Origin of the sequence: Cellulosimicrobium cellulans (assembly GCF_016921195.1) — a bacterium.
GTDB lineage: Bacteria > Actinomycetota > Actinomycetes > Actinomycetales > Cellulomonadaceae > Cellulosimicrobium > Cellulosimicrobium cellulans_F.
Genome location: NZ_JAFGYF010000001.1, coordinates 893,947 through 910,728, shown reverse-complemented (window position 1 = coordinate 910,728; position 16,782 = coordinate 893,947). Strand labels below are relative to the sequence as shown.

General features: G+C 74.9%; 18 protein-coding genes and 3 tRNA genes. 10 read left to right on the top strand and 11 right to left on the bottom strand.

Features of this window, described 5'->3' with window-relative positions; all coding sequences use genetic code 11:
* The first annotated feature begins 54 nt into the window (after positions 1-54).
* From JN535_RS03925 to surE, 5 genes are all read left to right on the top strand, one after another.
* Positions 55-1,113 (top strand): 2,3-butanediol dehydrogenase, encoded by a 1,059-nt coding sequence (locus tag JN535_RS03925; RefSeq protein ID WP_205202379.1) that lies wholly within the window; start codon positions 55-57, stop codon positions 1,111-1,113.
* A 153-nt stretch (positions 1,114-1,266) separates the two neighbouring features.
* Complete coding sequence (locus JN535_RS03920; protein ID WP_205202377.1) at positions 1,267-1,830, top strand: TIGR03086 family metal-binding protein; 564 nt, start codon at positions 1,267-1,269, stop codon at positions 1,828-1,830.
* Between the two features lie 95 nt (positions 1,831-1,925).
* Entirely contained in the window at positions 1,926-2,792 is an 867-nt protein-coding gene (locus JN535_RS03915) for a glycerophosphodiester phosphodiesterase (RefSeq protein WP_205202375.1), read from the top strand.
* Positions 2,789-3,790 carry a 1-phosphofructokinase family hexose kinase gene (locus JN535_RS03910; protein WP_205202373.1) on the top strand — a complete coding sequence of 334 codons (1,002 nt, stop codon included), beginning with the start codon at positions 2,789-2,791 and terminating at the stop codon, positions 3,788-3,790. Before JN535_RS03915 ends, JN535_RS03910 begins: the two co-directional genes overlap by 4 nt.
* Positions 3,791-3,833: 43 nt before the next feature.
* Entirely contained in the window at positions 3,834-4,601 is a 768-nt protein-coding gene (surE, locus tag JN535_RS03905) for a 5'/3'-nucleotidase SurE (RefSeq protein WP_205202371.1), read from the top strand.
* Positions 4,602-4,658: 57 nt separating this feature from the next.
* Here the strand turns inward: surE and JN535_RS03900 are convergent, their stop codons facing one another.
* Together JN535_RS03900 and JN535_RS03895 are read right to left on the bottom strand one after the other, a co-directional pair.
* Entirely contained in the window at positions 4,659-6,329 is a 1,671-nt protein-coding gene (locus JN535_RS03900) for a mechanosensitive ion channel domain-containing protein (protein WP_205202369.1), read from the bottom strand.
* Positions 6,330-6,391: 62 nt separating this feature from the next.
* Complete coding sequence (locus JN535_RS03895; RefSeq protein WP_205202361.1) at positions 6,392-6,538, bottom strand: hypothetical protein; 147 nt, start codon at positions 6,536-6,538, stop codon at positions 6,392-6,394.
* 120 nt (positions 6,539-6,658) lie between these two features.
* Here JN535_RS03895 and JN535_RS03890 point away from each other — a divergent pair, with 120 nt between their 5' ends.
* Together JN535_RS03890 and JN535_RS03885 are read left to right on the top strand one after the other, a co-directional pair.
* The gene (locus JN535_RS03890; RefSeq protein WP_205202359.1) at positions 6,659-7,072 is read left to right on the top strand and encodes a hypothetical protein; all 414 of its coding nucleotides are present in this window, start codon (positions 6,659-6,661) and stop codon (positions 7,070-7,072) included.
* A gap of 380 nt (positions 7,073-7,452) precedes the next feature.
* On the top strand, positions 7,453-8,928 hold the full coding sequence (locus JN535_RS03885) for a M15 family metallopeptidase (protein ID WP_240200433.1): 1,476 nt from the start codon (positions 7,453-7,455) through the stop codon (positions 8,926-8,928).
* Positions 8,929-9,012: 84 nt separating this feature from the next.
* On the opposite strand, the gene JN535_RS03880 is transcribed toward JN535_RS03885, so the two are convergent.
* The 9 genes from JN535_RS03880 to JN535_RS03840 all read right to left on the bottom strand — a co-directional run bounded on the left by JN535_RS03880 (position 9,013) and on the right by JN535_RS03840 (position 16,101).
* Positions 9,013-9,882 (bottom strand): prenyltransferase, encoded by an 870-nt coding sequence (locus JN535_RS03880; RefSeq protein WP_205202350.1) that lies wholly within the window; start codon positions 9,880-9,882, stop codon positions 9,013-9,015.
* Complete coding sequence (locus tag JN535_RS03875) at positions 9,879-10,238, bottom strand: lycopene cyclase domain-containing protein (RefSeq protein WP_205202349.1); 360 nt, start codon at positions 10,236-10,238, stop codon at positions 9,879-9,881. The genes JN535_RS03880 and JN535_RS03875 overlap by 4 nt, the downstream gene beginning before the upstream one ends.
* A complete protein-coding gene (locus tag JN535_RS03870; protein WP_205202348.1) occupies positions 10,235-10,576 on the bottom strand; it encodes a lycopene cyclase domain-containing protein in 342 nt (113 codons plus the stop codon). Before JN535_RS03870 ends, JN535_RS03875 begins: the two co-directional genes overlap by 4 nt.
* A complete protein-coding gene (gene crtI / locus JN535_RS03865) occupies positions 10,573-12,246 on the bottom strand; it encodes a phytoene desaturase family protein (RefSeq protein ID WP_205202347.1) in 1,674 nt (557 codons plus the stop codon). Before crtI ends, JN535_RS03870 begins: the two co-directional genes overlap by 4 nt.
* Positions 12,243-13,157, bottom strand: coding sequence for a phytoene/squalene synthase family protein (locus tag JN535_RS03860; RefSeq protein WP_205202345.1), 915 nt, complete (start codon positions 13,155-13,157; stop codon positions 12,243-12,245). Before JN535_RS03860 ends, crtI begins: the two co-directional genes overlap by 4 nt.
* Before the next feature lie 88 nt (positions 13,158-13,245).
* Positions 13,246-14,265 carry a UDP-glucose 4-epimerase GalE gene (galE, locus tag JN535_RS03855; protein ID WP_205202344.1) on the bottom strand — a complete coding sequence of 340 codons (1,020 nt, stop codon included), beginning with the start codon at positions 14,263-14,265 and terminating at the stop codon, positions 13,246-13,248.
* A gap of 86 nt (positions 14,266-14,351) precedes the next feature.
* Positions 14,352-15,278 (bottom strand): cation diffusion facilitator family transporter, encoded by a 927-nt coding sequence (locus JN535_RS03850; RefSeq protein ID WP_205202342.1) that lies wholly within the window; start codon positions 15,276-15,278, stop codon positions 14,352-14,354.
* Positions 15,279-15,398: 120 nt separating this feature from the next.
* Positions 15,399-15,716: an ArsR/SmtB family transcription factor gene (locus JN535_RS03845; RefSeq protein ID WP_205202340.1), complete on the bottom strand. Its 318-nt coding sequence runs from the start codon at positions 15,714-15,716 to the stop codon at positions 15,399-15,401.
* 40 nt (positions 15,717-15,756) lie between these two features.
* Entirely contained in the window at positions 15,757-16,101 is a 345-nt protein-coding gene (locus JN535_RS03840) for a metallopeptidase family protein (protein ID WP_205203060.1), read from the bottom strand.
* A 103-nt stretch (positions 16,102-16,204) separates the two neighbouring features.
* Between JN535_RS03840 and JN535_RS03835 the strand changes: the two genes are divergently transcribed.
* From JN535_RS03835 to JN535_RS03825, 3 genes are all read left to right on the top strand, one after another.
* Positions 16,205-16,277, top strand: a tRNA-Glu gene (locus JN535_RS03835).
* A gap of 164 nt (positions 16,278-16,441) precedes the next feature.
* Positions 16,442-16,515, top strand: a tRNA-Asp gene (locus tag JN535_RS03830).
* Between the two features lie 50 nt (positions 16,516-16,565).
* Positions 16,566-16,638 (top strand) — tRNA-Phe (locus JN535_RS03825).
* Positions 16,639-16,782: the final 144 nt, after the last annotated feature.

The window sequence follows — 16,782 nt, the reverse complement described above, 5'->3', positions numbered from 1 at the left end:
ACCGCCCGCCGCGCACCGAGCGGTGCGCGCGGCCCGACGGACGAGGTGAGGACGATGAAGGCGGCGCGGTACCACGGCAAGGAAGACCTCCGGATCGAGGACGTCCCGGAGCCCGAGACCCGGCCGGGGACCGTGAAGATCCGGCCGGCGTGGACGGGCATCTGCGGCTCGGACCTGCACCTGTACCTCGAGGGCCCGTTCCCGCCGGCGCCGTCGGAGACCCAGCCGCACCCCCTGTCGGGCGAGACGCTGCCCGTCGTCTTCGGCCACGAGTTCTCCGGGGTCGTCGAGGAGATCGGTGAGGGCGTCGACGGACTCGCGGTCGGGGACGCGGTCGTCGTCGAGCCGTTCATGGTGTGCGGCGAGTGCCCGCCGTGCCGCGACGGCCTCTACAACGCGTGCGTGAAGATGGGCTTCATCGGCATCTCCGGGCGCGGCGGCGGGTTGTCCGAGCACATCGTGGTCGAGCGCCGGTGGGTGCACCCGGTGGGCGACGTCCCGCTGGACCAGGCGGCGCTCATCGAGCCGCTCGCGGTCGCCTACCACGGCGTCCGGTTGTCGGGGGCGCAGGCGGGCGACACCGTCCTCGTCGGCGGCGCGGGGCCGATCGGCCTGCTCACGTGCGCCGTGCTGCACGCCATCGGTGCGCGCGCGGTCGTCACCGAGGTGAGCGGGGCGCGCAAGGCCAAGGCTCTCGAGACGGGCGTGGCGGACGACGTGCTCGACCCGCGCGAGGTCGACGTCGCCGCCCGTGTCCTCGAGCTCACCGACGGCCGCGGCGCGGACGTCGCGATCGAGTGCTCGGGCGCGCAGCCGGTGCTCGACACGCTGACGCACGCGCTCAAGGCGGGCGGGACGCTCCAGATCGTGGCGCTGTTCTCCGAGCCGCCGACCCTCGACGTCATGACGGTGCTGCTGCGCGAGCTCACCATCAAGGGCGCCATCGGGTACGCGGACGACCACCCGGCGGTCATCCGGCTCGTCCAGGAGGGCAAGGTCGACCTCGCCCCGTTCGTGACGAGCCGCATCGCCGTCGAGGACGTCGTGGAGAAGGGGTACCGCGAGCTCATCGACCACAAGGACGACCACGTGAAGATCGTCGTGTCGGTGTGAGACGGCGGCTCGCGGCCCCCGCCGTCCCCGGGGCCGCGGGCCGCGCTGCTCGGCCGGGCTGCCCGACCGGGCCGCTCCACCCGGCCGCGCTCGACCTGCGGTGCGCGACGCGGCGTGCCACGGTGGAGGCTCACGAGGTCCCGGGAGGTGCGCATGGACGTCCTCGCCGCCCACGGCGACGCGATCGGCGCGTTCGACGCGCTCGTCCGCCCGCTGCGCGACGACCAGTGGGCGCTGTCCACCCCGGACGCCGACTGGACCGTGCGCGACCTCGTCAACCACCTCACGGCCGAGCAGCTCTGGGCACCTGAGCTGCTCGCCGGGCGCTGGATCGAGGACGTCGGCACCGTCTTCGAGGGCGACGTGCTCGGCGACGACCCCGTCGACCGGTGGGTCGACGCGTCCGTCCAGGCCCGCGAGGCGTTCCTCGCGCCCGACGCCCTGGACCGCCGCGTGCACCTCTCCTACGGCGACGAGTCAGGCGCGGAGTACTGCGCCCAGATGACCTTCGACCTCGTGGTGCACGCGTGGGACCTGGCCCGCGCCGTCGGGGCGGACGAGACGGGCGAGCCCGCGCTCGTCGCGTGGGCCCTGCACTACGCGGAGTCCCGCTCGACGTTCCTCGAGCCGGGCCCGCTGTTCCGCGGGCCGCTCGACGTCGACGACGGCGCCGACGACCTCACGCGCCTGCTAGCGCTCACGGGCCGCCGCCGCTGACGGTCGCACCGACGCCGGGTGAACGTTCGCGGAACGGTCCGCCGGACGGCGGGCCCGGCAGGACGGCTGCGCGGGTCGCGCGCGAGACTGGCCCCATGCCGCCCCCGTCTCCGGGTCGCTCCCCGGGCCGACCCACGACGTCCCCGTCCTCCCTGCTCCGGCCCGCCGCCGACCGTCGGGGGCGACCGCTCGTCGTCGGGCACCGCGGCAACTCGTCCGTGGCCCCGCAGAACACGCTCGCGGCGTTCGAGGCCGCGTGGCGCGCGGGCGCCGACGCGATCGAGCTCGACGTGCACCTGACGGCAGACCGCCAGGTCGTCGTGCTGCACGACGACGTGGTCGACGAGACGACGGACGGGACCGGCCGCGTGGACGGGCTCACGCTGGCCGAGGTCCGGGCGCTCGACGCCGGGTCGTCGTTCTCGCGCGCGTTCGCGGGCCAGCGCGTGCCGACGTTCGCGGAGGTGACCCGGCTCGTCGTCGAGCGACCGGGGCTCGACGTGCTCGTCGAGCTCAAGGGCGTGTGGACGGTCGAGGACGTCCTGCTCGTGACCCGGCAGGTCGACGACGCCGGGCTCGCCGACCGCGTGCTCGTCCAGTCGTTCTGGCCACCCACGGTCGCGGCGCTGCGCGACGCCGCGGGCCACCTCGACCGCGCGCTGCTCCTCGCGCTGCACCCGGACAGCCTCGCCGAGCTCGTCGAGGTGTGCGCGGAGCTGGGAGTCGTGGCCTGCAACCCGGAGGTCGCGCTCCTCGCGCACGAGCCCGGTCTGGTCGAGACGCTCCACGGCGCCGGGCTGCGCGTGCACGTCTGGACCGCGAACACGACGGACGAGTGGGACGACCTCGTGATCCAGGGCGTCGACGCGATCATGACCGACCGCCCCGACCGGCTCGTCGGCTGGCTCGACGCCCGGTTCGACGGGTGGAGCGCGCGCCGCCGCCCTAGCGTGGACGGATGAGCGCCACCCCGACGCCCACGCCCGGCCCGCTCCCCACCCCTCCCGGCCCACCCGACCCCGGACCCGCCCGCTCCCCCAGCGTGTGCGTGCTCGCCCTGACGCCCCTGCTCACGGTGGAGATCGAGCCCGCCGGGCCGTACGAGACGTCGCCCGAGGTGCACGTCCACCCCGGCGGGCAGGGCCTGTGGCTCGCGCGCATGGCGTACTCGCTCGGCGCGCAGGTCGTCGTGTGCGGCCCGTTCGGCGGCGAGACGGGCACGGTCGCCGCGCACCTCGCGCGCGCCGAGAACCTCGACCTGCGCGCGACGACGACCGGCGGGAACGGCGCGTACGTCCACGACCGGCGGAGCGGGCACCGGGAGGAGGTCGCGACCATGGACCCCTTCCCGCTGAACCGGCACGAGGTCGACGACCTGTACGGGACCGTGCTCGTGTCCGGGCTCGACGCCGCGGTGACCATCCTGACCGGCTCGGAGACGGCCGTCGGGGTACCGGCCTCGTTCTTCGGCCGGCTCGCGCGCGACCTGCACGCGTCCGAGCGTCAGGTCGTCGCCGACCTCTCCGGGGAGCAGGCACGCGCCGTCGCGGACGCGCCCGGCGCGGTGCTCAAGATCAGCCACGAGGAGATGGTCGAGGGCGGGTTCGCCGACGACGACACCGAGGCGGCGCTGCTCGCCGCCGCACGCGGGATGGTCGACGCCGGGCCGCGCGCGGTCGTCGTCTCGCGCGCGCACGACCCCTCGCTGCTCGTGACGCGCGAGCACACGTACACCGTGCGCACGCCGCGCATCACGACCGTCGACCACCGGGGCGCGGGCGACTCCATGACGGCAGGCATCGCCGTCGGGCTCGGTCGCGGCCTCGACCTGCCCGGCGCGGTGCGCCTCGGCGCCGCGGCGGGCGCGCTCAACGTCACGCGCCGCGGTCTCGGCACCGGGCGCCGCGACCAGATCGAGCGCCTCGCGCGTCGCATCACGGTGCGCGAGGCGCCTGCCTGACCCCGGAATCCCGCCCCGACCCCGACGACAGAGGAGAACCACCGTGCGCGCCCTCGTGACCAACGACGACGGGATCGACTCTCCCGGACTGGCGGTGCTCGCCGGGTCGGCGCTCGACGCCGGCTACGAGGTCGTCGTCGCCGCGCCGGCCCGTGAGTCCTCGGGCGCGAGCGCGTCCCTGCTCGGCGCCGAGCGCGACGGCCGGCTCGCCGTCGAGCCGCACCGGGCACCCGGCCTGCCCGACGACGTGACCTCCTACGCGGTCCGCGCCGCCCCCGCGCTCATCGCGTTCGTCGCCGCCTACGGCGGGTTCGGTCCCCGACCGGACCTCCTGCTCTCCGGGGTGAACAAGGGCGCCAACACCGGCAACGCGATCCTGCACTCCGGGACGGTCGGCGCGGCGCTGTCGGCGATGACGCACGGGATCCGGTCGCTCGCCGTCTCCGTCGACGCGGCGGAGCCGAAGCACTGGGACACCGCGCGCCTGGTCACCGACCACGTGCTCGCCTGGATGGACGCGGACGACTCGCGCGACGTCCCGCTCGACCGGCGCACGCTCAACGTCAACGTCCCCGACGTCCCGCCGGACCGGCTGCGGGGGCTGCGGCAGGCGCCCCTCGCCACGTTCGGGCTCGTGCAGGCGAACATCCACGAGGACGGCGACCGGCACCTCGTGCTCCAGTACTCCGGGACCGAGCGGCACTCCGAGCCCGACTCCGACACCGGGCTCCTCACGCGCGGCTGGGCCACCGCGACGCTCCTCGTCGCGCCGTACGCCGACGCGACGGTCGAGGTCCCGGGGCTCGGCTGACGGCCGCTCCGCTCGGTAGAGCACCCGGTCCGCGAGGGCGCACGGTGCTTCCGGCCGTCAGCCCCGGGGCCGACCGAGGGGTCCGCCGTCGCCGTGGCCGCCGTCCCCGCGGTCGTCCGCCTCGCGCCCGCCGCCCGCGCCGGCCGCCGCCGGCCCCTCAGGCTCGTCGTCGGGGACGACACCGTGCTCGGCCGTGCGCTCGCGCTCGTCGATGACGTCCTGGCCGGGCCCGGCGAACGCCCGCGACCGCTCCTCGCCCTCGGGCGTGCCGCTGAAGAAGGCGGACTCGGCGGCCTCGGGCGTGGCGTCGTCGTGCGCGTCGTGCCCGACGGCGGGCAGCGGCCGGGTGCCGCCCGGCGCCTCGGCGCCGTCGGCGCTCCCGTCTGCCGCGCCGCCGGGACGGACAGGGCCGCCGGCCGCACCGGGGACGACGCCCACCAGCCGCGTCGGGTCCTCGCTCGGCGCGGCGCCCGCGCCCCGGCCCGCGCGTCGGATCGTCCCGAGGACGACGGGCGCGTCGGCGCGGCGCGCGCCACGCTCGGCGGGGAGCCGGGGCGGGCGCGCGGGCGCGACGGGTGCGCCGTCGTCCGTCGCGTCGCGGTCGACGTCACCGGGCGCCTCCGCGCCACCGGTCCCGGCAGCGCCCAGCCCCTCCCCCTCGTGCCCACCGACCTCCAGAGCGTCGGCCGCGCGCTCGAGGCGCGTGCGGGGCAGGCCCTGCGGCGCCGCGCGCTGCAGCCAGTCGACCAGCCCCTCGCGCACGAAGCACCGCAGGTCGAACAAGGTCGGCGCGTCGTGCGCGCTCACGAGCGCGCGCACCCGCACGAGCCCCCCGACGGCGTCGGTCACCTGGAGGATGCCCACGCGCTCGTCCCACAGGTCGGTGAGCGCGAGGAGCCGGCGCAGCTCGGCCCGCATCGGGCCCACCGGCACCTCGAAGTCGAGGTCGAGCTCGACGGTCCCCAGCAGGTCGGCGGCGCGCCGGGTCCAGTTCTGGAACGGCGTCGTCGTGAAGTACGTCGACGGCATGATGAGGCGGCGGTCGTCCCACAGGTGCACCACGACGTACGTCATGGTGATCTCCTCGATCCGGCCCCACTCGCCCTCGAGCACCACGACGTCGTCCACGCGGATCGCGTCCGTGAACGCGATCTGCATGCCCGCGAACACGTTCGCGAGCGACGTCTGCGCCGCGAGGCCCGCGACGATCGAGATGAGGCCCGCGGACGCGAGGAGGCTCGCACCGGCCGCGCGGGCCGCCGGGAACGTGAGCAGGATGCCCGCGACGGCGCACACGACGATCACGGCGACGGTCAGCCGGCGCAGCACCGTGATCTGCGTCCGGACGCGGCGCGCGTGCCGGTTGTCCGCGGTGTCCATGCGATAGCGCTGGAGCGCGGAGTCCTCGAGCACGAACGCGATCGCGCCCACCCACCACGCGCCGACCACGACGAGCGCGATGAGCAGGAGGTGCTCGACCGCGGGTCGCCACGGCGTGGACGCGTCCGTCGTCAGGCGGACCGCGATCCACACCGCGACGACGGTGAGCACAGCCCGGTCCGGTCGGCGCAGCCGCCGCGAGAGGTCGCGGGCGAGCTCGCTGCGCCGGCCCGCCCGGCGGACCACCGCGGAGATCACCGTCCCGAGGACGAACGCCAGGAGGACGCCTGCCGCGGCCGCACCGAGGGTGACGAGGACGTCGGTCGTGCTCTCGATCTCGGTGTCCATCCTCCCAGGCTAGGCAGGGCGTCGGGCGGTCACCTCCGGGCCGGGCGACCCGTCCGGGACCGTCACCCGCGTCTCCTCGACGAGGTCGCGTCCTTGCGCGAGCCGAGGAACCCCGGGTACCGGTCGGCGAGGTTCACGCCGACCTGCACCCAGCGCGTGACCGCCGGGACGTTCTGGGGCAGGACCCGGCGCTGGATCGCGACGGTCACGGGACGAGTGATCGTGGCGGGTGTTGCCGGGTCGTGAACGCGCGCGAGGGACGGATCGTCGCGCTGGTCGGGACGCCGGCCGACGCGCGCGCCGGGCGGCCCGGGCCTACCGTGGCAGCCATGATCTCGTGGGACCTCGCGCTCGCCCTGCGCGACGCCGGCGTGCGGTGGTCCCCCGCACCGGGCGACCGCTTCCGCCTCCTGGCCACGGGGCGTGACGGCGACGTCTTCACCGTGAGCGACATGACCATCGAGCCGCACGAGTTCGACACGGGCGTCGTGCTCGGGTTCAACGGGACGACCGAGTGGGCGCTCGACTCCGTCGCGCTCGAGGACGCCCTGTGGCATCCTCTCGAGGGCCAGCTCCGGGACCTGCTCGGTGGCACGTTCCGGCGGCTCGAGCGGACCACGGGCGGGTTCGTCGTCCGTACCGAGGTGCTCGACGACGTCGGGGAGTTCGCCGCGGCGGACGCCTCCGACGCCTACGCGCGCGCGGTGCTCGCGCTCGTCGCGGCGAGCGCGGAGGACGCGTGACACGTCCCCTTCTTCACATCCTGACCACACGGTCGGCACCTCATTCGCGAGGCTTCCCCCCGTGACGGCACCCCGCTGGACACATGTCTAGTTGAAGATGGAACAGCCGACAGGTCTCCGCGGTCCGCCTTGCGACCAGGCCTGCCGGCGTCGTGGTGAGAGGGCGCGTGCGCCCCGCCCGACCGCACGCCGTCGTGGTCACCCAGCGCTCCGTCCTGCGCAGGTGCACCAGGGACGGGAGCGCTTCGGTGCTCGACCGCCCGCGACCACGGCCCGATGATCGGATCGTTCGCTTGACCACTGCACAGCACCGTACGTCCACCCGCAACACGAACAGCACGACCGGCGCGCGACCCGCCGCCCGCGGCGAGGCGCGCTAGATGGGCCGCCACACCGCGAGCCGCGCCTCGCTCACCGCTGCCCTCGTCTCCGCCGCCCGTCGCGGCGCGCACGGCGCTGCCCGTGTCGCGCCCCGCCGCCGGACGCTCGGGACCGGTGCCGCCGTCGCCGCCGTCGCGCTCACGGCGAGCACCGCCGCGGCGGCGTTCGGGAGCGGCACCGCGCCGTCGGCCACCGGGACCGGCACCGCGACGGGTCCCACCCCGACCTCGGGGGCGACCACCGCGAGCGCGATGCCCGCGCCCGCGCCCGCCACGATCGGAACCGTCGCCGCCGACCCGGAGACGGTCGAGGCGGCGGGCGACGCGCTCCAGCGCGCACAGTTCCTCACCGGGGAGGGTGCCGCAGGGCTCACCCCGGAGCAGCGTGCCCAGATCGAGGACGCCCGCACGCGCCTCAGCGAGGCCGTCACCGAGGTTTCCGCCGCGGACCAGGCGCCCGGCTTCACCGGGCTGCCGGGCGTCTCCGTCGGGGCTCCGCCCGCCGACGGGTCGTCGGGCACGACTCCCGACGACCCGGACGAGGCCGAGACGGGCGAACCTTTGGCGGCGGACGCCCTCGAGGAGAGCGTGCCGGTGCTCGACGAGCGCGGCAACGACCGCGCGAGCCGCTCCTCGGCTCGCACCTCGCTCGGCGACCTCGGGGCAGCGTCCCCTGCCCTCGACGCGGCCCTGCCCGACCTCACCGCGGCGTCCGACGACCTGACGGCGTCCCTCTCGGCAGCGAGCGCGGTGGACCCCGACGACGCCGCTCCCGACGCCTCCGCGTCCGCCGACACCGCGACCGAGTCTCCCGAGGAGGACGCCGCGGCCGCCGACACGGCCACCGCGTCGCCCGACCTCGCGACGGGGTCCGCCGACGACACCGCGACCGCACCGGGCACCGACGCGTCCCTCGCCGGCGCGTCGTCCTCCGAGGAGATCGCCTCGCTGACCGCCGAGCTGTCGACGCTCCTCGACGCGGCCGGGTCGGGCGTGACGGTCCAGGTCGTGCCCGGGCCGCCGTCGGCCGAGGAGATCGCGGCACAGCTCGACGCGTGGGCGGCGTCCACGGCGGGCTACGGCAACGGGCAGATCCCGGCGAGCGCCCTGTGCGAGCTGTCGTTCGCGCCGGGCGAGCAGCTCCGCTGCGACGCGGCGCACCAGATCGAGGCGCTCAACGAGAAGTTCCGGGAGGCGTTCGGCGTGAACCTCTCCGTCACGGACTCCTACCGCTCCTACGCCTCGCAGGTCGCGGTCAAGGCGTCGCGCGGATACTTCGCGGCGCCCCCGGGCATGTCGAACCACGGGTGGGCGCTCGCGCTCGACCTCGGCGGCGGCATCCAGAGCTACGGCACCGCGCAGTACGAGTGGATGCGCGCCAACGCGCCGGCCTACGGCTGGGACAACCCCGAGTGGGCCCGCGCCGGCGGCTCGAAGAACGAGCCCTGGCACTGGGAGTACGGCGACCTGTCCTGAGGGCTCCCGCACCCGCGACCATGGCCCCGGCACCGCGACGACCTCGCGGGCCGGGGCCGTCGTCGTCCTCGGGGGCGGCCGTGGTCAGGTGGTCGCGCTCGCGATGAGCAGCATCGTCACGAGGAAGCCCGTCACGAGGTTGAGCCACAGGAACGTCCGCCACCCGGCGTTGGCGCGCTCGCAGTCGTCGTCACGCACGTCGCGGAACCGCAGCACGTTGGCCGCGTACGGGAGCGGCAGGAGGGCGGCGAGGACACCGGGCCAGGGCAGCACGGCGAGGACCGCCGCGGCGGCCAGGTACGCCGCCGCCGCCCCGACGACCGTCGCGTGGGCGCCGACCGCCGTCGCGACGGACGCGATCCCGCCCTCGCGGTCCGCGCGCACGTCCTGCACCGCCCCGAACGCGTGCGACGCCATCCCCCACAGCACGAACCCCACGAGCACGGGCCACACCGTGCGCGCGGAGAGATCCGCGTCCGCGAGCACGAGCGCGTAGAGCAGCGGCCCGGCGAAGTGCATCGCGGACGTGAACGAGTCGAGGAACGGACGCTCCTTGAACCGCAGGTTCGGCGCGGAGTACGCGACGACGCCGAGCACGACGAGCGCGAGGACCACGGCAGCGAGCGGGTCGCCCAGGAGCACCAGGGCGACGAGGAACGGCACGTTGGTCGCCACGCACGCGCGCAGGATGCGCCGGTGGGTCGCGCGTGCGGTCGCCGGGTCGGCGAGCGCCCCCTCGATCCCGCCCTTGCGCGGGTTGCGCAGGTCGCTCGCGTAGTCGAAGACGTCGTTGACGCCGTACATGAGCAGGTTGTACGGCACGAGGAAGTACAGCGTCCCGACGACGAGCGCGAGGTCGACCCGGCCGCCGGTCGCGACGAGGTAGCCCGCGGCGAACGGGTAGGCGGTGTTGATCCACGAGAAGGGCCGCGACGCGGCGAGCACGTCCTTCACCGGGTGTCCTCGTCCGTCCGGCCGTCGGAGTGCCTGTCGGGGGCGGCACGACCGTCGGCGACGCGGTCACGGTCACGCGCCCCGAGCGCCGTCCAGAGCACCGGCATGCCCAGCGCCGCGGCGAGCGCGTAGGCGAAGTCCTCGAGGGGCGCGCCCCAGAGCCGCACGCCGAGGATTTTGTCCGGGTCGAAGACGTAGAGGTCGGCGGCGATCATGAGCGTGTCGAACACGAGCGTCAGCACGCACATCACGGCGGCGGCCCACACGAGCGGGCCGGGCCGCAGGCGCCGCAGCACGCGCCACGACACGACGACGAGGACCGCCAGGACGATCACGTTGAGCACGATGTTCGTCACGCGTCGTCCTCCGCCCGGGCACGGCGGGCGACGAGCACGCGCTCGGCACCGCGCCAGACGAGCAACGCGTTGTAGCACAGGAGCGTCAGGAAGACCGCCTCCTCGACGGGAAGGTCGGGCGCGAGCAGGAGCCCCGTCATCCAGGGGCTCTCCCCGCGCGCGAAGATGCCGAGCGCGAGGCCCGCGACGTCCCAGAGGAGGAACCCGACGACGCCGAGCCCCACCGTGAGCGCGGCGCGACGCCGGTCCGCCCAGAACGCGAGGCGGAAGCGCCGGTCGAGCACGGCGAGACCGCCGAGCGCGACGACGAGCGCGCCGAGGTACGCCAGACCCGTCACCGGCGGACCCCGACCGGCTTCCCGTCGGCAGGCCGCAGGCGCTCCGGCCGCCGGCTCGCCGCGAGGAACCCGGCGCGCAAGGGCGCGGGCAACGGGCGCGACGACGTCTCGCCGAGCAGCCGCTTCGCGACGAGCTCGGCGCTGATGAGGCACATCGGCAGTCCCACGCCCGGGATCGTGCCACCCCCCGCGTGGTACAGCCCGTCGACACGACGGGAGACGTTTCCCGGCCGCCACAGCGCGGACTGCCGCAGTGTGTGCTCCATGCCGAGCGCGCCGCCGCGCCACGACGAGAGCTCGGTCGAGAAGTGGGCGGGCCCGAGCACGCGCCGCGTGACGACCCGCCCCGGGAGCTCGTCGATCCCGGCCCACCGGCCGACCTGGGCGAGGTAGCGGTCCGCGAGCGCGTCGAGGGTGCGCTGCGACGGGGCGTCCGCCCCGAGCGTCGGGTCGGCGGGGAACGGGACGAGGAGGAAGAGGTTCTCGTGCCCGGGCGGGGCGGCGGGGGCGCCCGACGTCGGCCCGTCCGTCGCGGACGTGCGAGACACGTAGAGCGAGGCGGGGTCGGGCACGCGCAGCCCGCGCGGGTCGCTGCGACGGTCGGTGCCGAGCACGGCGTCGAAGTTCGCGGGCCAGTCGCGCGTGAAGAAGAGCGAGTGGTGCGCCAGCTCGGGCAGCTCGCCCCGGACCCCGGCGAGCACGAGCAGGGCCGAGATGCCCGGTCCCTTGTCCTCCCACGCCCGGGCGGGCAGGTCGGCCCACACGGGGTCGAGGAGCGCGGTCTCGGTGTGGTGGCGGTCCGCGGCCGACACGACGACGTCCGCCTCCACGAGCTCGCCCGAGGCGAGGCGGACACCGGTCACGCGCCCGCGCCGCCCTTCTCCTCCGACGACCTCGATGCCCGCGACGTCGGCACCGGTGCGCAGCTCCGCACCCTCGTCGCGCGCGAGCCGCGCGACGGCCTCGATCACCGTGTACATCCCGCCGCGGGGGTACCGGACGCCCTCGACGAGGTCCAGGTGGCTCATGAGCGAGTACAGCGCGGGGGCGCGGTACGGCGACGAGCCCAGGAAGACGGCGTGGTACCCCAGGAGCTGGCGCAGCCGCGGGTCCTCGACGGCACGCGCCGCGCGGTCCGCGAGCGACTCGCGCAGCAGCGGCGCGAGGCGAGGGAGCCGCCGCAGCATCGCCGGCGAGAACGCCCGGTCGGGGCGCTCGAACGTGGTGTACAGGAAGTGGTCGAGCGCGAGCCCGTACGCCTCGCTCGCGTCCGCGGCGTACGCGGCGAGACGAGTCCCGGCGCCGGGCTCGACCGCGTCGAACCGGGACCGGTTCACGCCCGGGCTCGCCGAGAGCTCGAAGGTCGACGCGACGTCGGTGCCGTCCGGCTCGAAGAAGACGCGATAGGCCGGGTCGAGCGGGACGAGGTCGACGTGGTCCTCGACCCGCGCTCCCAGGAGCGCGAAGAAGTGGTCGAACACCTCGGGCATGAAGTACCAGGACGGGCCGGTGTCGAAGCGGAAGCCGTCGAGGTCGAGCGTGCCGGCTCGGCCCCCCAGGGTCTCGTGGCGCTCGAGCAGCGTGACGCGCGCGCCTCCGCGCGCGAGCAGCGCCGCGGTCGCGAGCCCCGAGATCCCGCCCCCGACGACGGCGACGCGCGGCGCCCTCACGCGAGCACCTTCCACGGGCGCGGGGACCGGCCGGACGCCACCTGGTTGAGGAGCTGGCCGCCGGCGGCGCGGGCCGCGAGCGCGACCTTGACGGTGTCGGGGACGCGCACACGGGCGCGGAGGATGTCCTCGGGCGGCGTCGCAGCGAGTCGGGCCAGCAGCCGCTCGTAGACCGCGACCGTCGCGGCGACCGCGATCCGCGGCCGCACGGGCAACCCCGGGAGGGCCGTGCGCGCCGCGGCGAGATCCTCCTCGACCTCGCGGCAGAACGCCTCGACGTCGCGCCGGCGCAGCCGGCCGGGGACGACGCCGGGCAGGTACGCCCGCCCCAGCTCGTCGTGGTCCGTGCGCAGGTCGCGCAGGAAGTTGATCTTCTGGAACGCCGCGCCGAGCGCCCGCGCGCCCCGGACGAGCACGGGGTCGGGCACCCGGAGCGGCTCGCCGGGGCGGCGGCGCGCGTTGAGGAAGACCGCAAGGCACATGAGGCCGACGACCTCAGCCGAGCCGAAGACGTAGCGCTCGTAGCTCGCCCGGTCGTGCACGCGCACCGTGAGGTCGGTGCGCATCGACGCGAAGAACGGGTCGACCTCCGCGTGGCCGATGCCGCACCGGCGCGCGGTCCGCGCGAACGAGTGGACGACGAGGTTGGTCGACCACCCGCGCACGAGCGCGCGCGCCGCCTCGGCCTCCAGCTCGTCGAGGAGGTCTGCCGCGCCGTCCCCGCGGCGCGTGTCCACGACCTCGTCGGCGATGCGGACGAGGCCGTAGACGGCGTCGATCCCGTCGCGGGTGGGCGCGTCGAGGAGTCGCGCGCCGAGCCCGAACGAGCTCGAGTAGGACGCGAGCACGACCCGGCTCGCGCGCGCGGCGGTCAGGTCGTACAGCCGTGCCGGGTCGTTCTCGTCGCCCACGTCGTGGTCCCGTCGTCCGCCGCCGGGGCGTCTCCCCGGTCATTCCTCAGCATGCTGAGGAATGCAGGGTCGCACGGGACGCGGTCGCTCACACCTCGGGAGCGCCCTGCGCGGCGCCGGGTGCCACGCCCTCGATGCGGCGCGGGCCGGCCTGCCATGCCTCCCACGCGGACGAGATGATCTCGGGCAGGCCGTTCGTCGCCCGCCAGCCGAACAGCTCGTTGATCCGGCGCGGGTCGCCCACGAGCTGCGGCGGGTCGCCGGCGCGCCGCGGGAGGACCTCCGGCGTGACGTCGAGCCCGCTCACGCGCCCGATCTCGTCGATCACCTCGCGCACCGACGACCCCTGCCCGGTCCCGACGTTGAACACGTCGAACGGGCGCTCGTCGGCATCGAGGTACCCGAGCGCCGCGAGGTGCGCGTGCGCGAGGTCCAGGACGTGGATGTAGTCGCGGATGCACGTGCCGTCCGGCGTCGGGTAGTCGTCGCCGAAGATCTTGGGCCGCTCACCGCGCTCCAGGCGGTCGAGCACCATGGGGACGAGGTTGAGCACCGCGGGGTCGCCGAGCTCGGGCCAGCCCGCGCCGGCCACGTTGAAGTACCGCAGCGCGACGAACCGCAGGCCCCACGCGCGACCGGCCGCGCGGCCGAGCCACTCGCCGACGAGCTTCGTCTCGCCGTAGGGGTTGATCGGCTCGGCGTGCAGCTTCTCCTCGACGAGGGAGACCGACGGCATGCCGTACGTCGCCGCCGACGAGGAGAAGACGAGGCGGTCGACGCCGGCCGCCTGCATGGCGGTGACGAGGTTCGTGAAGCCCCCGACGTTCTGCTGGTAGTACCAGGCCGGCTTCTCGACCGACTCCCCCACCTGCTTGCGCGCCGCGAAGTGGATCACCGCGCGCACGTCGTGCTCGGTAAGGGCGCGCGTCAGCACGTCCACGGCCTCGGGCGCCGCGACGTCGACCTCGACGAGCGTGGCGTCGCCGACGCGGTCCGCGCGACCGGTGCTGAGGTCGTCGACCACGACCACCTTCTCGCCACGCTCCTGGAGAAGGCGCACCACGTGCGCGCCGATGTACCCGGCTCCGCCGGTCACGAGGATCGTCATGACACCCACCCTAGTGTGGCCGTGCCCCGCACCCGCAGAGCGCCGAACCCGGGGTTGTCGCCGGGTTCGGCGCGTCCGCCGAGCGCTCAGGCGTGGCCGTGCGCCTCGCGGTCGCGCAGGGCGGCCGTCTCGAGCTGGAACGTCGAGTGCTCGACCGACACCGGGAAGTGGTGCGCGACGCACGCGCGGACCCGCTCGGTGATCTCGAGCGCGTGCCCGTCCCGGAAGCACGCGTCGTCGACCACGACGTGCGCCGAGATGGTCGGCAGGCCGGTCGCGACGGTCGACGCGTGGAGGTCGTGCACGTCCTCCACGTGGTCGAGCGAGAGGATGTGCGCCCGGACGTCGTCGAGGTCCAGCCCCTCCGGCGTGAACTCCATGAGCACGGCCGTCGCCTCGCGCAGGAGGCGGAAGGCGCGGGGGACGATGAGCAGCGCGATGAAGAGGCCGGCGATCGCGTCGGCCTGCTGGTACCCCGTCGTCGCGATGACGACGGCCGCCACGATCACCCCGACCGACCCCAGGGCGTCGTTGACGACCTCCAGGAACGCCGCGCGCAGGTTGAGGTTCGCCCGGCGCCCGGACGCGAGGACGGCGATCGCGACGACGTTGCCGACCAGGCCGACGACCCCGAAGACGAGCAGCTCCGACGAGGGGACGTCCGGCGGCGAGAACAGGCGCCGGACGCCCTCGACGACGGCGTACGCGCCGACCCCGAGGAGGAGCGCCGCCTGCGCGAGGGCAGCGAGCACCTCGACGCGGCGCAAGCCCCACGTGCGGCGCTTGGTCGCTGGCCGGAGCACGAGCGACGCGGCGACGAGCGCCACGAGCAGGCCCGTCGCATCGGTGAGCATGTGCGCCGTGTCCGTGAGGAGCGCGAGGCTCCCCGTGAGGACCGCTCCGATGGCCTGCGCGACGAGGATCGTCGCGGTGATCCCGAACGCGACGGCGAGCCGTGCGCGGTGGTCGGGCACGGCGAGGCCCACCGCACCGTGGTCGTGACCGGCTCCCATCGCCCCTCCTATTCATCGTCAGTCACCGATGATATCGGTAGTCGGCGATGAATGCCAGCCCTGTTCCGCCGCGCGACGGCGCCCGTCAGGCACTCACGGGGGCGCACGCCGGGGTGCAGCTCAGGGGGCGAGCGCGACGTGCTCCGCGTCGGCGAGAAGATGCGCCACCTCGGGGCGCACGAGGCGGTACCAGGACGAGCGACCCTCGCGCCGGACCGCGACGACGCCCACGTCGCGCAGGGTCGTCAGGTGCGCGGAGACCGTGGACTGCGCGAGCCCCAGCTCGCGCGTGAGGTCGACGACGCGCCGCTCGGTCCCCGTGAGCAGGTGCACGATCGCGAGCCGGCTCGGGTCCGCGAGCGCGTGGAGCAGGCGCGCGACGGCCTCGTGGTCGTGCGCACCGCCGTGCCGGGTGTCGCTCGCGGCGCTCGTCGTCACCACCCGATCGTAGCGAGCAGCACCCGCGCGCCGCCCGGCGTCAGCCCCAGCCGAGCTCGTGCAGACGGTCGTCGTCGATGCCGAAGTGGTGCGCGATCTCGTGGACGACCGTCACCGCCACCTCCTCGACCACGTCCTCGCGCGTCTCGCAGATCGCGAGCGTCGGGTTGCGGAAGATCGTGATGCGGTCGGGCAGCGCCCCCGCCGCCCACATGTGGTCCCGCTCCGTGAGGGGGACCCCCTCGTACAGCCCCAGGAGGTCGGGGTCGTCGGCGGGCGCGTCGTCCTCGACCAGCACCACGACGTTGTCCATCTGCGCCGCGAGGTCCTCGGGGACGAGGTCCAGCCCGTCCCGCACGGCGTCCTCGAACTCGGCCCGCGTCATCTCCACCACGCGACCATCCTCCCCCGCGCACCGGGTCGGACCGGACGGGCGGACCGACCGGGAGGTCACGGTCGCGCCGCTGTACACTGGCCGACGTTCCTGAGCCCCCATCGTCTAGCGGCCTAGGACCCCGCCCTTTCACGGCGGTAGCACGGGTTCGAATCCCGTTGGGGGTACGCGTGATCGCCTCGGGACCGGTGGCCACCAGCGGATTTACGGATCGGCTCACCGGTACGGTACGATCCTCTCGGTTCGAAAGCGGGCCACCACACCACCAGGTCCACTGGTGAAAACCACCGGGTTCCCTGGTGTTAGGGTGTGTCTCGCGAAAGAACAGCAAGGCCCTGTAGCGCAGTTGGTTAGCGCGCCGCCCTGTCACGGCGGAGGTCGCGGGTTCAAGTCCCGTCAGGGTCGCGTGAGGCGAAGAGCCCGGTCGGCATCGGCCGGCCGGGCTCTTCCCCCATGGCTCTGTAGCTCAGTTGGTAGAGCGTTCGACTGAAAATCGAAAGGTCACCGGATCGACGCCGGTCGGAGCCACCGAAGAGACCCCCTCCCGGGAACCGGGCGGGGGTCTTTCGTATCTCGGCGCGGGTGCCGCGCGGCCCTCCCACGGCGCCCTGCCCGGCCTCGCGGGAAGTTGCGCGCCGCCCCGGGTGCCGGTTGAGTGGTGGGGTCACCTGC